The sequence below is a fragment of the Gordonia sp. NPDC003429 genome (assembly GCF_053588575.1).
On the sequence record NZ_JBSFQF010000001.1, the window covers coordinates 41,415 to 55,866 of the forward strand.

Genomic DNA, 14,452 nt, shown 5'->3' on the forward strand with positions numbered 1-14,452 from the left:
CCGGACCGCATGGCCATCTAGGCTGAGTGGCGTGTCCATCTACGATCACGGATTCGCGCGCGTCGCCGGTGCGGTGCCGGTCGTCTCGATAGCCGATCCGGCGGCCAACGCGCAGGCCACGATCGGCCTGATGCGCAGTGCCGCGGCGGCCGGTGCCGCACTCGTCGTGTTCCCCGAGATGGGACTGAGCGGCTACAGCATCGACGACCTCGTGCAACAGGACGCGATCATCGAGGCGTCGCTGACCGCTCTGGCCGCGGTGGTCGACGCCAGTCGCGGACTGGCCCCGGTGATCGCGGTGGGGCTGCCACTGGTGGTGGGCAACGGTCTGTTCAATTGCGCCGCGGTGATCCACGACGGCGCCGTGCTCGGGGTGGTGCCCAAGGCATATCTGCCCGAGTACCGCGAGTTCTACGACAAGCGGTACTTCACGGCCGCCCGCGACACCCCGCTCGACACCGTGGCGCTGTTCGGCGCCGACGTGCCGTTCGGCACCGACCTGCTGTTCGAGGCGGGCGACATTCCCGGTTTCACCCTGCATGTCGAGATCTGCGAGGACGGGTGGGTGCCGATCCCGCCGAGCACGTGGGCGGCTCTCGGCGGTGCCACCGTCCTGGCCAATCTCTCCGGCAGTCCGGTCACCATCGGCAAAGAGGCCTACCGACGCGACCTGTGTGCCGGGATCTCCGCGCGGTGCATCGCCGCCTACGTGTACGTCGCAGCCGGATACGGGGAATCCACAACGGATCTGGCATGGGACGGCGACGCGCTGATCGCCGAGAACGGGACCCTGCTCGCACGCAGCGAGCAGTTCGCGCCGAACGAGCAGCTGATCGTCGCCGACGTCGACCTGGATCGCCTACGGCAGGAGCGAATCCGGATGAGCAGCTTCGGTGATCAGGTGGGCGATCATGCGCAGCGGTTGAAGTCGTTGCGCCGCATACACTTCGACTTCGGAAACCTCGGCACCGACGACGAGTTGCGCCGCACGGTACCGCGGTTCCCGTTCGTGCCTGCCGGTGCGGCCGACCGCGACGAACGGTGCCGCGAGGTGCGCAACATCCAGGTGCAGGGACTGGCCGCGCGGTTGCGCGCCACCGGCATCGACAAGGTGGTCATCGGTGTCTCCGGCGGACTCGATTCGACGCTCGCACTGCTGGTGGCGGTGGACACCTTCGATCGCCTCGGCCTGCCACGCGCCAACATCCTCGCCTACACGATGCCCGGATTCGCCACCGGCGGAGCCACTTTGCGCCGTGCGCACGTGCTGATGGATTCGCTGGGGGTCAGCGGCAGCGAACTCGACATCCGTCCGTCGTGCGAGCAGATGCTCGCCGACATCGGGCACCCGTATGCGAACGGGGAGCCGCTCTACGACGTGACCTTCGAAAACGTGCAGGCCGGTGAGCGTACCTCGCATCTGTTCCGTCTCGCCAATCATCACGGCGGCATCGTGCTGGGCACCGGCGACCTGTCCGAACTGGCGTTGGGCTGGTGTACCTACGGTGTGGGCGACCAGATGTCGCACTACAACGTCAACACGTCGGTGCCGAAAACCCTGATCCAGCATCTGATCCGGTGGATGATCACGGTGGGCGAGTACTCCACGGAGACGTCCGATGTGCTCGCCGAGATCCTCGACGACGTGATCACCCCCGAACTCGTGCCACCCGGTGCCGACGGCGTCGTCCAGAGCACCGAGGACGCCGTCGGGCCCTACGAACTACACGATTTCTTCCTGTATCACCTGACGCGCTTCGGTTTCCGGCCCACCAAGGTCGCCTATCTCGCGCGGCAGGCCTGGGGTGATCCGGATCGCGGCCCGTGGTCCGATCTGATCGCCACCGATCGTCGTAACTCTTACGATGCGCAGACCATCGAGCGGTGGCTGTCGGTGTTCCTGAAACGCTTCATGGGCAACCAGTTCAAACGCACCGCCATGCCGAACGGGCCCAAGATCGGTTCGGGTGGTTCGCTGTCGCCGCGCGGTGACTGGCGTTCGCCGTCGGATGCGTCCGCGCGGGCCTGGCTCGATCAGCTGTCCGGGCGGTGAGGCGCGGCGGGGGACTGCTCGGTCCGGATCGACCAGCGCACTGGCACCTCGCCGTGCGACTCGATCACTCCGCGCTCCGCGAGCACGGTGAGGTGGGCGGCGGTCTCCCGCAGCGCCATCCGGCCCAGCCCGATCGACAGTTCCCCGAACGGACGAGACCAGGTGACCGAACGCGTGACCTCCCACGCGGTGGACTCCGGTGACGCGGCGATCGCCTCGGTGATCTCGGTCAGCCGTTCCTCGTGATGGGCCAGTAACGCGCCCACCCGCGTCGCGAGTCCACGGAATCGGTACTCGTGTGACGGCAGTGCCTCGAGGTCGGGCAGATGTTCGGTGTGCGCCAACGAGATCAGGTATTCCGCGAGCGGACTCGGCGAGGAGAACGGGCTCGCCGAGACGTTCGGGCTGATTCGCGGCAGCAGATGATCACCGGTGAACACCACGTTCGCGGCGTCGTCGGCAAAGCAGAGGTGCCCCGCCGTGTGCCCGGGTGTCCACACCGTCCTCAGGTTCCAGCCGGGCAGGTCGAGCGGATCGTCGTCGTCGAGTTCCACGTCGATCCGACGATCCTTGGGAAGCCGGACGAACAGCCGCATGCTGAGGTCGGCCACGTCGGTCGGCGCGCCGAGCATCTCGAGATCGTCAACAGCAGAGGCGATTTCCCGTTCGATCGCGTCGTCGTCACGGTGCTGCAGGTGCCGCGCATCGTTGCGGTGCATGCCCAGGACGGGGTCGGTGTGCTCGAGTAGCCGCGGCACGTTGCCGAAGTGATCGGGATGCAGGTGGGTGATGAACACATGGGAGATGTCGGAGAGGTCGTGACCGGTCGCGTGCACACCGTCGACCAACAGCCGCCAGCCCTCGTCGGTGTTCCATCCGGTGTCGATGAGCGCGAGCGACCCGTCGGGCAGCGCGAGTGCGTAGACGAGGATGTAGCGCAACGGATTTCGCGGCATCGGGACCGGGATCGACCACAGTCCGGGCCGGACCTCCTCGACCGGCGGGAGAACCTTCTGTGCCCACGCCTCGCGCTGGCGGTGTCCGGTGATGTCGATCGCGGCGCTCACCGCCGCACCCACTCGCTCCAGCCCGTCAGGTCGGTCAGCGCGTCGGGGTCGGGGGTGATGCCGATTCCGGGCCCGGTGGGCACCGACATCCGCCCGCCGGCGGCCACGAACGGTGCGGTGATGTCGCGGGCGAAATACCGGTCGGTGCCCGAGATGTCGCCGGGCAGAACGAATCCCGGCATCGCCGCCAATGCGAGATTGGCGGCGCGACCCACCCCGGTCTCCACCATTCCGCCGCACCACACCGGAATGCCGTGTGCCGCACAGACGTCGTGCACGCGGGCCGCCTCGAGGTATCCGCCCACGCGTCCCGGTTTGATGTTCACGATGTCGCAGGCGCCCAGCGTGATGGCCTCGGCCGCCGAGCGCGCGGAGACGATCGATTCGTCCAGGCACACCGGGGTGCGCGACACCTCACGCAGCCGGATGTGGCTGCGGAGGTCCTCCTCGTCGAAGGGCTGCTCGACGAGGAGCAGTTCGAAGTCGTCGAGTCTCGCCAGGTGCCCGATGTCGGCGGGACCATAGGCGGTGTTGGCGTCGACCTGCAGGGCGATCGAGTCGCCGAACCGCTCCCGTACCGCGCGGGTCGGGTCGAGGTCCCATCCGGGTTCGATCTTCAGTTTGATGCGGTGATAACCGTTCTCGATGTGGGTGGAGACCTCGGCGAGCAGGTCGTCGATGCGGTCCTTGATGCCCACCGATACACCCACCGGTACCGATGACGCGGTGGCGCCCAGCCGTGCGGCCAGTGCCATACCGGCCTCTCGCAGTTCGGCGTCGAGGATCGCCGCCTCCAGGGCGGCCTTGGCCATGCGGTGTCCTTTGATGTGTCGCAGCAGCGGGGCCACCTGCGCCGCGGTGATGTCGCCGGCGTCGAATATTGCGGGGAGCAGGAATCGGCGGAGCACGTCGATCGCCCCGTCGGTGTATTCCTCGGAGTAGATCGGATCGTCGATGGTGACGCATTCGCCCCAGCCCTCGGCGGCGTCGGTGACCGCCCGCACCAGCAGCGCGTTGCGGCTGTATTCGATGCCGAACGACGTCCGGAACGGACTGACCAACGGCAGGTCGACGCGGCGCAGTTCGAAGCCGACCGGTTTCATGCCACCGAACCCGCCGTGTCGGTGGCGGCTTCGGGACCGAACACGTAATGGCCCGTGCGCAAGAACCGCACCGGGCGAACACCCGCACCGGCCGGTGCGAGTAGCGGGGAGAGTCCATCTCTCAGCGCACTGCGCCACCGCGACGCCTCGAGCGGATGCCGCCGACGCATCTCCTCGATGTCGGCGGGTACAGCCACCACCACTGTTGTCTCCGGTGCCGCCACCGCGCCGGTGGCCCGCGGGTGCGACGGATCGGTCAGATCGATGGCCTCGGCGGCGCCCTGCGCACGCAGGGTCGAGACATCGGGCGCCTCGGGTTCGCTTGCCGAAGTGTCGTCGAGCTGCCAGTACATCAGCACCCGGTCGGATTCGTCGGTGCCGCCGAGTTCATCGCCGACATCGCCGTAGAAGTCGCGGTAGTAGCGCGTCGGGCGGGCCCCGAGTTTGGCGATGTTGAAGTAGGCGTTGCGGGCGACGAGCGGATCGAAGGTCCAGGTGATCGCACCGATACCGCGGGCACGGGCCCAGTCGCGCTGGTGCATCTTCAGTGCGAACCCGACGCGGTGGCCGCGGCCGAGATGCGACACCCCGGTGATGTGGCTGTGCAGCACCTCGCCCACCGGCGCCGCGAAGAAGGCGACACTGCCGCCGGCCAAACGGCCGCCGACGAACGCGCCCGCCACGTAGTTGCCCGCATGTGACAGCGCCCGCAGCATGTCGGTGCTCACCGGACGATTACCGGGATCGGGATGCCACACGTCGTCGAAGATCCTGCTCAGCGCGACCAGGTCGTCGTTCGTGGTCAGCTCGCGGATCACCACCTCGGGGGACTCCTGCGTCATGACCTCATTGTGGTCCGCGCTGCTCCACGCCGGCGACCCGACCCTGTTGCCACACCGCGAGCAGTTCGTCGAGCACCTCGGTGGCCATGCCGAACGGGCTGAGGTGGCTTTCCCCGTGCAGCGTGAACAGTTTGGCGTCGGGCAGCAGCGACACCACGTGCTCGCCGTGGGCGAACGGCACGATGTGGTCGTGATCGCCGTGCCACCAGCGCACCGGTGTGCTGACGTCGGCGGCGCGAAATCCCCAGTCCCGGGCGAACACGACGACGTCGGTGAACGGGGCCTCCATCCGGTGGCTGCCGCCGTTGAGCAGGTCGTCGAGAAACATGGCGCGAAACTCTGGGCGGGCGAGGAGTTCGCGGTCGGCGACGGGCGAGAACCGGCCGTAGAGCATGATGCACGGCTCGGCGATGGGTCGGGCGAAACGCAGCGCCGTGCTGATCGTCCGGCCCACCGGGGCACCCGCCACCGACACGAGCGGCGCCAGGTGCCGGGTCACGCCCACCACGCCACCGGCGATGGCCTCCGGTCCGACGGTGGGTGCGACACCCCCGACGACGCCTGCCGCGCAGACGCGTGGGCCCAACGCGTGGGCGGTGGCCAGCGCGTAGGGCCCGCCGCCGGACACGCCGATCACCGCGAACTCGTTGACGCCGAGCGCGTCGACGACCTGCGTGAGGTCGTCGACGAAGTCGTAGACGCGTTGGTATCGGTGGGCGGTGGATGATCCGACCCCGGGCCGGTCGAGGCCGATGAGCCGGATACCGCACGTTTCGGCGTGGCGTCGGGCCTCGGTGGGGATCTGCCGGCGGGCACCCGGGGTGCCGTGCAGCCAGACGAACGGACGCCCCGACGGGCAGCCGTATTCCGCGAAGCCGATCCGCCGGTGACCGCCGCGACCATCCTCGACGGCGATCGAGCCCTCGATCTTGGGGCGATCGACCTCAATCATGTGATCAGCATCTCATGATCTGGATCACACTCGATCCCGGTTCGGCGACAACCGGTGTCGGTGGAGATGACCGTCGCCGCGAAAACCGGCAAGGTGGGACTCACCTCGAACCGACGGGAGCACACATGGCGTCAGCGTGGGAGCCGCTCCGGAACGCAACGTTCCGCAATCTGTTCATCGCGCAACTCGTCTCGAACGTCGGGTTGTGGATGCAGACCGTGGGCGCCCAGTGGTTCCTGGTGGAAAACCACGCCGGGCCGACGGCGATCTCGCTGGTACAGACCGCGAGCCTGCTACCGACCCTGCTGTTCTCGCTGCTCGCCGGGGTGCTCGCCGACATCCTCGACCGCAAGTGGCTGCTGGTGGTGATGTCGGTGTACTCGGCGGTGATCGGTGCGGTGATGGCGGTGCTGGCCTGGACCGGGCACCTCGACACCGCCGGCCTGCTCATCCTGACCTTCTTGCTCGGGGTGGGAGCGGCGCTCTCGTCGCCGGCCTTCCAGGCGATCACTCCCGAACTCGTGCCGCGCGAACAGATTCCCGACGCGGCATCGTTGGGCAGCGTTTCGGTGAATGCGGCGCGGGCGATCGGCCCCGCGCTGGCCGGTCTCCTCTTCGCCGCCGGCGGGGCCGGGACCGTGTTCGCGCTCAACGCCGCGTCGTATCTGGCCGTGGTCGTTGCGCTGCTCGCCTGGCACCGGCCGACGGCGCAGTCCCAGGTGGAACCCGAACATCTCGCCGAATCGATGGCGGCGGGTCTGCGGTACGTGGTGGCGGCACCCATCGTGCGCCGCATCCTGCTGCGATCGGCACTGTTCGCGGTGCCCGCGTCGGCGTTGTGGGCGCTGCTGCCGCTGGTGGTCAGCGACTATTTCCACCTCGGATCGACGGGTTACGGCCTGGTCCTGGGCGTGCTGGGGATCGGTGCGCTCGTCGGGGTGGCCCTGATGCCGTGGCTGCGTGACCATCTGGCCCCCAACGTGTTGCTCTCGTCGTCGGCGTTGCTGTTCGGTATCGCCACCATCGGCGCGGTGACCCTTCCGATGTGGGCGGCACTCGTGCTGTTCGTGCCGGCCGGGATCGCCTGGATCGTCACTCTCACCTCGCTGAACGCGGCCACCCAGCTCACCCTGCCGCAGTGGGTGCGTGCCCGCGGGATGTCGGCGTACCTGCTGGTCTTCATGGGGTCACAGGGCATCGGCGCGCTGCTGTGGGGGGCACTCGGCAGCCACCTCGGAACCCGGTGGGCACTGGTCATCGCGGGTGTCGCACTGGTGCTCACCGCGGCCAGCGTGCGAGTGCTCCCGTTGCATCCGGCCACCGGCACCCTCGACCGGGAACTGTCGATGGCATGGCCGGTGCCCACCCTCATCTTCGAGCCGGAGCCGCGCGACGGCCCGGTCGAGGTGATCGCACGCTACGACGTGCCGCCGTCGCGGCAGCCCGACTTCCTCTCGGCGATGCCCGCGGTGGCGCGGTCGCGGCGCCGCACCGGCGCCCGCAACTGGCGGCTCTACCGCAGCGCCGATGAGGCGAACAGATTCGTCGAGCAGTTCATCGTGCCGTCGTGGTCGGAGTACCAGCGCCAGCATCAGACGCGGTGGACCGGCTACGACCACGAGAACGTGGCCCGTGTGCTCGCGATGACCGAGACCGGTGTGCCCGACGAACGGCATCTGTTCAGTACCCCGGTCCGCTGAGCCCAGTCGATGTGACGTGGTCGGCGGGCCGATCGGGCCGTTCGACCCAGCCCGCTCTCAGTCGTCTCCCGTACGGTTGACCTCGTGGGTAGCGACAGGATCGAGGGCGTAGGAGTGTCGCCGGGTCGACGCGCTCGGCGCGCCATCGGGCACGTGATCAAGCCCTACCCGGTCCGCGATCTGCCGGCCGGCGCCATGGTGGAGATCCACGGACGCGGACGCACGTTCGTCACCGATTCCGGCCCGCGCGATGCGCCCGCGGTCTTCCTGCTGCACTCGGTGCTCACCACCGGACTGCTCTGCTGGTATCCGGTGATCCCGCAACTCAACTCGCGCTACCGGGTCATCACGCTCGACCATCGGTGGCACGGCCGGGGAATCCAGGTGGGCGGGTTCGATCTGCTCGATTGCGCCGACGACGTGGTGGGGCTGGCCGACGCGCTGGGCATCGAGCGTTTCGCCGCCGCGGGATTCTCGATGGGCGGCGGTATCGCCCAGCTCGTCTGGCAACGTCACCCCGAACGGGTCTCCGGGCTGGTGTTGTGCTCCACCGGCCCGTACTTCAGCGAACGTGATCGGCAACGCCGCAGCCGCGACGAGCGCATCGGCCGGGTCCTGCGGCCGATCTACGAAGCGCTGCCGCGACCGTCGGACCGCGCGCTCGACGCGCCCGCATCGCATCCCTCCATCTGGGCGATGCGACAGTTCCTGTCCACTCCGCTGTCGCACGCCGGCGACTTCGGCGCCGGGCTCGGCCGCTTCGATTCGCAACCGTGGCTGGCCGACATCGACGTGCCGACCTCCGTGGTGGTGTCGGTGCACGACCGGGTGGTGGAACCCGAGCGACAGCAGTTGCTGGTCGACGGCATCCCCGGCGCGCGCCGGTTCGACGTGGACGGCGGCCACGCCTGCTGCGTGCTGGGCGCCGAGAGGTTCATCCCGCCGTTCATCGAGGCCGTCGACGCATTGGCGCTCCCGGTCGCCGCGTCCGCCCCCGCGTCCGTCGTCGACCACTAACACCTCCACCGGCCTGCGCGCGGCAAGGCGCTTCGTCATGCCGGGAGCGTGTGCGGCATGCTGAGACGATGTCGCCCTGGGAGCTGATAGCGGTAGCCGCCGCAGGTTTCGGCGCCGGAGCCATCAACGCGCTCGTCGGCAGCGGCACCCTGATCACCTTCCCCACGCTGGTGGCCTTCGGGGTGCCGCCGGTGTCGGCGACGATCTCCAACGCCATCGGGCTCGTCGCAGGCGGGGTGTCGGGGACGTGGGGGTACCGAAGGGAGCTCGAGGGGCAGTGGCCGCGGCTGCGCTGGCAGATCCCCGCGTCGTTCTTCGGTGCACTCCTCGGGTGCTATCTGCTGCTGAACCTTCCCGAGAAGGTGTTCGAGTCGGTGGTTCCGGTGCTGCTGGTGGGCGCGTTGATCCTGGTGGTGGCACAGCCCTACATCCAGCGGTGGGCGTTGCGGCGAGCCCTGGGCGGCAAGTCTGCGGACCCGAACCGGTCACTGGCCGAGGCGTTTCCGTTGACGCCGGCCCGCGTCGGGGCGCTGACCCTGGCGACGTTCCTGATCGGCGTGTACGGCGGCTACTTCACCGCCGCCCAGGGAATCCTGCTCATCGCCGCGATCGGGATCATCGCCCCCGACGATCTGCAACGGGTGAACGCCGCGAAGAATCTGCTGTCACTGATCGTGAACGTCGTCGCCGCCGTCACCTACACGATCGTGGCATTCGACCGGATCGTGTGGCCGGCCGCCGCGGTGATCGCGGTGGGCTCGCTCGTCGGCGGCGTGGTGGGCGCGAAGTACGGCCGTCGCCTGTCGCCGACCGCGCTGCGCATCGTGATCGTGGTGGTGGGACTCATCGGCCTGTGGCGGTTGCTGGCCTGACCGATTCGGATGCGGGCACCTCCGGTTGCGTGAATCCGTGACGGCTGCAAGTGGTTACGTCGTACGGTTGGCCAGGGCCGGCGTCGATGCCGGTCACCGGAAGGAGCCACCATGTCCGCTGTGGTCGTCGTCGCCACCATCTCGCCCAAACCCGGACACGAGCAGGAGGTCCGCGACGCCATCCTGGCGGCGATCCCCAAGGTGCACGCCGAACCGGGATGCGAGCTCTACGCCCTGCACGAGGCGACGGGCGACGGCACCGATCTGGTGATGATCGAGAAGTGGGCATCGGCCGACGCCCTCGGTACCCATGGCAAGGGTGCGGCCCTGGCCGAACTCGGCGGTGCCATCGGGTCGCTGCTCGCCGCGCCGCTGGACGTCAAGACGTTCGGCGCGGTGCCCGCCGGCGACGCCGACAAGGGCGCCGTCTGATCCTCGGTATCGGCTGTGCCGTAGATCAGTGTCACCAGGCGGCACCGATCTACGGCAGTAGCTGCCCGCACACCGGTCCGTGATTAGACTCGGCAACGTGCCCTCCTTCAGCCCCCTGGAGTGGCCGGTGTTCCGGCAGTTGCGCACCGGCGACAAGTTCGGTCGTGGTCCGGCCGTGCAGTCGGCCCGCACCCGCGCGATCGAACCCCGCACCGCCACCGCCGACCGTGTGGTGCAAAGCGTCTGCCCGTTCTGCGCGGTCGGGTGCGGGCAGAAGGTGTACGTCACCGACGAGAAGGTCGTCGCGATCGAGGGTGACCCCGATTCACCGATCTCACGCGGCAGGCTCTGCCCCAAGGGGGCGTCGAGCGAACAGCTCGTCAACAATCCGTTGCGCCAGAAGAAGATCCGCTATCGGGCGCCCTTCGCCACCGAGTGGACAGACCTGGACCTGGACACCGCGATCGACATGATCGCCGACCGGTTCGTCGAATCCCGCCGCCGTACGTGGCAGGAGGTCGACGACCAGGGCCGCCGGCTACGGCGGACGATGGGGATCGCCTCGCTCGGCGGGGCCACCCTGGACAACGAAGAGAACTACCTGATCAAGAAGCTCTTCACCGCGGCCGGTGCGATCCAGATCGAGAACCAGGCCCGCATATGACACTCCGCAACCGTCCCCAGTCTGGGGGCTTCGTTCGGACGCGGCGGCGCCACGCAATCACTGCAGGACATGGCCAACGCTGATTGCATCGTGCTCATCGGCGGCAACATGGCCGAGGCGCATCCGGTGGGATTCCAGTGGGTTGTCGAGGCACGCGCCCGGGGAGCCCGGGTGATCCACGTCGACCCGCGGTTCACGCGAACGTCGGCCAACGCCGACAAGCACATCTCGATCCGTGCGGGTTCCGACGTCGTGCTGCTCGGTGGGCTGATCAACTTCATGCTCACCCACCAGAGGTACTTCCACGACTACGTGGTGGCGTACACCAACGCGGCGACCATCGTCAACGACGACTTCCGCGACACCGAGGATCTCGGTGGCCTGTTCTCCGGCTTCGACCCCGAGACCGGGCAGTACGATCCGTCGACCTGGGCCTACGCCGACGCGCAGGACGGAAACATCGACAGCCCACGAAACGAACACGGTGCGTCGGCCTCCGGTCGCGCGGCGGGCGACGAGCACGGTTCCGGCGGTCCGCCGCTGCAGCACGCCGACGTACTTCGCGACGAGACCCTGCAGGATCCGCACACCGTGTTCCAGATCCTCACCCGGCACTTCTCGCGCTACACGCCGGAGATGGTGCGCGACATGTGCGGCATCTCCGTCGACGATTTCACCTACCTCGCCGAGTCGATCGTCGACAACTCGGGCCGCGACCGCACCACGTGTTTCGGCTACGCCACCGGCTGGACCCAGCACACCCTGGGCGCACAGTTCATCCGCACCGCGGCCGTCCTGCAGTTGCTGATGGGCAACGTCGGGCGTCCCGGCAGCGGCATCATGGCGCTGCGCGGCCACGCGTCCATCCAGGGCTCCACCGACATTCCGACGCTGTTCAACCTGCTTCCCGGCTACCTGCCGATGCCGTCGGTCGGGCAGCACGACACCCTCGCCGACTATCTCGGGGCCGTCGGATCCCCGGCGGAGAAGGGGTACTGGGCGTACGCCGACACGTACATGATCAGCCTGCTCAAGGCGTGGTTCGGTGACGCCGCCACCGCCGGGAACGACTGGTGCTTCGACCATCTGCCACGGCTCAACGGCCCCGCGGGCACCTATCAGACGACGGTGTCGATGCTTGCCGACGAGGTCGAGGGCTACTTCGTGCTCGGCCAGAACCCGGCCGTCGGGTCGGCCAACGGCCGCCAGCAGCGGCTCGCGATGAGTCACCTGAAATGGCTGGTGGTGCGCGATCTGAACATGATCGAGTCGGCCACCTGGTGGAAGGAGGGGCCCGAGATCTCGTCGGGCGAACTGCGCACCGAGGACATCGGCACCGAGGTGTTCTTCATGCCCGCGGCCACGCACGTCGAGAAGGCCGGATCGTTCACCCAGACCCAGCGGATGGTGCAGTGGCGACACCAGGCCGTCGCCCCGCCCGGGCAGGCGCAGAGCGAACTGGACTTCTTCTACGAACTCGGCCGACGCATCCGGGCACGGCTGGCCGACTCCACCGACGAGCGCGACCGGCCGCTGCTCGACATGACCTGGGACTATCAGCTCGACGAGCACGGCAATCCCGAACCGGAGTCGGTGCTCGCAGAGATCAACGGATACATCACGTCGGGGCCCGACGCGGGTGACGCACTCACCTCGTACACCCAGATGAAGGCCGACGGCTCGACGGCGGGCGGATGCTGGATCTACACCGGCGTCTACGCCGGCAAGGTCAATCAGGCGGCGCGCCGCGTCCCGCACGGCGGCGATTCGGTCAGTCAGCACGAGTGGGGTTGGGTGTGGCCCGCCGACCGGCGCATCCTCTACAACCGTGCCTCCGCCGACCCGCAGGGACGCCCGTGGAGCGAACGCAAGAAGTACATCTGGTGGGACGCCGACGAGGGCCGCTGGGTCGGCGACGACGTACCCGATTTCCCCGTCGACAAGGCCCCCGACGCGCCAGGGGACCCGAAACTCGGTGGTGCAGAAGCATTGTCGGGCACCGATCCGTTCATCATGATGTCCGACGGTAAGGGGTGGCTGTATGCCCCGAAGGGGCTCGTCGACGGCCCGCTGCCCGCACACTACGAGCCGCAGGAATCGCCGGTCGCCAACGCGCTCTACCCGCAACAGCAGGCGCCCGCCCGAATCATCTTCGCGCGCACCGACAATCTCGACGCACCCAGCGCCGGTGCGCCCGGTGCCGACGTCTACCCGTACGTGTTCACCACCTACCGGCTCACCGAACACCACACCGCGGGCGGCATGAGCCGCTGGTCGCCGTACCTGGCCGAACTGCAACCCGAGATGTTCTGCGAGGTGTCGCCCGAACTCGCCGCGCAGCGTGGGCTGGTCAACGAGGGATGGGCCACCATCGTCTCGCCGCGCGCCGCCATCGAGGCGCGCGTGCTGGTCACCGACCGGATGACGGCGCTGCGGATCAACGGACGCGACGTTCACCAGGTGGGTCTGCCCTACCATTGGGGCGTGGGTAGCGACGCCGTGGTCAGTGGTGACGCCGCCAACGATTTGCTCGGCGTCACACTCGATCCCAACGTCCAGATCCAGGAATCCAAGGTGGGCTCGTGCGACGTGATCGCCGGGCGCAGACCGCAGGGGCAGGCACTGCTCGATCTGGTGCGCTCCTATCAGCAGCGCGCCGGGGTGACCGTCGAGACCGACAACATCCGGATCACCGACCCACAGGCCGAGGGGTATACGTGACGAGCCACCAACTGTCGGGACCCACCGACCCCAGCGGCGACGCGCATTGGGGCGATGCCGAACGCCCCCGCAAGGGATTCTTCACCGACACCTCGATCTGCATCGGCTGCAAGGCCTGCGAGGTCGCGTGCAAGGAGTGGAACCACAACCCGCGCGACGGTGATCTGGAACTGACCGGCATGTCCTACGACAACACCGTCGCCCTCGGCGCCAGCACCTGGCGGCACGTGGCCTTCATCGAACAGGGCCGCGAAAGTATCGACGCGGCACGGGAATCGGGACGCGAGCTCATCGAGCTGGGGATGCCGGGGATGCCGGGGATGCGGGTCGGCGAAGGTGGTCTCGACAAGCTCGACCAGCGGGGGGACACCACGCCGCCCGATACCCCCGAGTTCCGGTGGCTGATGTCCTCGGACGTGTGCAAGCACTGCACGCACGCGGGCTGCCTCGACGTCTGCCCCACCGGGGCGTTGTTCCGCACCGAGTTCGGCACCGTGGTGGTGCAACACGACGTGTGCAACGGCTGCGGCACCTGCGTCGCGGGATGTCCGTTCGGCGTCGTCGAACGCCGTTCAGACGGTACCGTCGAACCCACCACCCGGGAGGGGGAGCGCAAGGGCGAGCAGCCGCCCGTGCCCAAACGTGGTGTGGCACAGAAGTGTACGCTCTGCTACGACCGCCTCGTCGACGACGAGACGCCCGCCTGCGCCCAGACATGCCCTACCACGTCGATCAAGTTCGGCGACCACGACGGCATGGTGGCCACCGCGCGCGAACGTGTCGCGCAGCTGCACGCGCAGGGCATGACCGAGGCCCGGCTCTACGGCGCCAACCCGAACGACGGTGTGGGCGGCACCGGTTCGGTGTTCCTGCTGCTCGACGAACCCGAGGTGTACGGCTTGCCCCCGGACCCGCGGGTGTGCACCGCGGACCTGATGTCGATGTACCGGCGCGCCGGGGTGGCCGCCGCCGGAATGCTTGCCGCCGCGGCGATCTCATTCCTCACCGGACGAGCACGGTGAGGTCGCG

11 protein-coding genes are annotated in these 14,452 nt (G+C 68.4%); 7 read left to right on the forward strand and 4 right to left on the reverse strand.

From position 1 onward, the window contains the following. The first annotated feature begins 31 nt into the window (after positions 1–31). Complete coding sequence (locus ACWDSI_RS00210) at positions 32–2,053, forward strand: NAD(+) synthase (RefSeq protein WP_449755279.1); 2,022 nt, start codon at positions 32–34, stop codon at positions 2,051–2,053. On the opposite strand, the gene ACWDSI_RS00215 is transcribed toward ACWDSI_RS00210, so the two are convergent. Genes ACWDSI_RS00215 through ACWDSI_RS00230 form a run of 4 tightly spaced genes read right to left on the reverse strand, consistent with a single transcriptional unit; the run spans position 2,035 to position 6,017 of the window. Next, complete coding sequence (locus tag ACWDSI_RS00215; protein ID WP_449745766.1) at positions 2,035–3,120, reverse strand: MBL fold metallo-hydrolase; 1,086 nt, start codon at positions 3,118–3,120, stop codon at positions 2,035–2,037. The two genes, ACWDSI_RS00210 and ACWDSI_RS00215, sit on opposite strands and share 19 nt — an antisense overlap. After that, positions 3,117–4,223, reverse strand: coding sequence for an o-succinylbenzoate synthase (menC, locus tag ACWDSI_RS00220; RefSeq protein WP_449755280.1), 1,107 nt, complete (start codon positions 4,221–4,223; stop codon positions 3,117–3,119). Before menC ends, ACWDSI_RS00215 begins: the two co-directional genes overlap by 4 nt. Beyond that, positions 4,220–5,065 carry a GNAT family N-acetyltransferase gene (locus tag ACWDSI_RS00225; protein ID WP_449745764.1) on the reverse strand — a complete coding sequence of 282 codons (846 nt, stop codon included), beginning with the start codon at positions 5,063–5,065 and terminating at the stop codon, positions 4,220–4,222. Before ACWDSI_RS00225 ends, menC begins: the two co-directional genes overlap by 4 nt. A gap of 4 nt (positions 5,066–5,069) precedes the next feature. Next, positions 5,070–6,017 (reverse strand): alpha/beta fold hydrolase, encoded by a 948-nt coding sequence (locus ACWDSI_RS00230; protein WP_449745763.1) that lies wholly within the window; start codon positions 6,015–6,017, stop codon positions 5,070–5,072. Positions 6,018–6,142: 125 nt separating this feature from the next. Here ACWDSI_RS00230 and ACWDSI_RS00235 point away from each other — a divergent pair, with 125 nt between their 5' ends. The 6 genes from ACWDSI_RS00235 (at position 6,143) to ACWDSI_RS00260 (ending at position 14,445) form a co-directional block, all read left to right on the forward strand. Then, the gene (locus ACWDSI_RS00235) at positions 6,143–7,717 is read left to right on the forward strand and encodes an MFS transporter (protein WP_449755281.1); all 1,575 of its coding nucleotides are present in this window, start codon (positions 6,143–6,145) and stop codon (positions 7,715–7,717) included. 195 nt (positions 7,718–7,912) lie between these two features. Next, the gene (locus ACWDSI_RS00240) at positions 7,913–8,734 is read left to right on the forward strand and encodes an alpha/beta fold hydrolase (RefSeq protein WP_449755684.1); all 822 of its coding nucleotides are present in this window, start codon (positions 7,913–7,915) and stop codon (positions 8,732–8,734) included. A gap of 68 nt (positions 8,735–8,802) precedes the next feature. Next, positions 8,803–9,606, forward strand: coding sequence for a sulfite exporter TauE/SafE family protein (locus ACWDSI_RS00245; RefSeq protein WP_449755282.1), 804 nt, complete (start codon positions 8,803–8,805; stop codon positions 9,604–9,606). A 111-nt stretch (positions 9,607–9,717) separates the two neighbouring features. Further along, positions 9,718–10,038 carry a putative quinol monooxygenase gene (locus ACWDSI_RS00250; protein ID WP_449745761.1) on the forward strand — a complete coding sequence of 107 codons (321 nt, stop codon included), beginning with the start codon at positions 9,718–9,720 and terminating at the stop codon, positions 10,036–10,038. Positions 10,039–10,135: 97 nt separating this feature from the next. Then, positions 10,136–13,423, forward strand: a complete 3,288-nt coding sequence (gene fdh / locus ACWDSI_RS00255) for a formate dehydrogenase (protein ID WP_449755283.1) — start codon at positions 10,136–10,138, stop codon at positions 13,421–13,423. Then, a complete protein-coding gene (locus ACWDSI_RS00260; RefSeq protein WP_449755284.1) occupies positions 13,420–14,445 on the forward strand; it encodes a 4Fe-4S dicluster domain-containing protein in 1,026 nt (341 codons plus the stop codon). The genes fdh and ACWDSI_RS00260 overlap by 4 nt, the downstream gene beginning before the upstream one ends. Positions 14,446–14,452 lie beyond the last annotated feature (7 nt).

What these genes read in the sequence shown, in the direction of transcription:
- menC (WP_449755280.1), bottom strand. Translation starts at nt 4,223, where the DNA reads ATGAAACCGGTCGGCTTCGAACTGCGCCGCGTCGACCTGCCGTTGGTC.
- ACWDSI_RS00225 (WP_449745764.1), bottom strand. Translation starts at nt 5,065, where the DNA reads ATGACGCAGGAGTCCCCCGAGGTGGTGATCCGCGAGCTGACCACGAAC.
- ACWDSI_RS00230 (WP_449745763.1), bottom strand. Translation starts at nt 6,017, where the DNA reads ATGATTGAGGTCGATCGCCCCAAGATCGAGGGCTCGATCGCCGTCGAG.
- ACWDSI_RS00235 (WP_449755281.1), top strand. Translation starts at nt 6,143, where the DNA reads ATGGCGTCAGCGTGGGAGCCGCTCCGGAACGCAACGTTCCGCAATCTG.
- ACWDSI_RS00240 (WP_449755684.1), top strand. Translation starts at nt 7,913, where the DNA reads ATGGTGGAGATCCACGGACGCGGACGCACGTTCGTCACCGATTCCGGC.
- ACWDSI_RS00245 (WP_449755282.1), top strand. Translation starts at nt 8,803, where the DNA reads ATGTCGCCCTGGGAGCTGATAGCGGTAGCCGCCGCAGGTTTCGGCGCC.
- ACWDSI_RS00250 (WP_449745761.1), top strand. Translation starts at nt 9,718, where the DNA reads ATGTCCGCTGTGGTCGTCGTCGCCACCATCTCGCCCAAACCCGGACAC.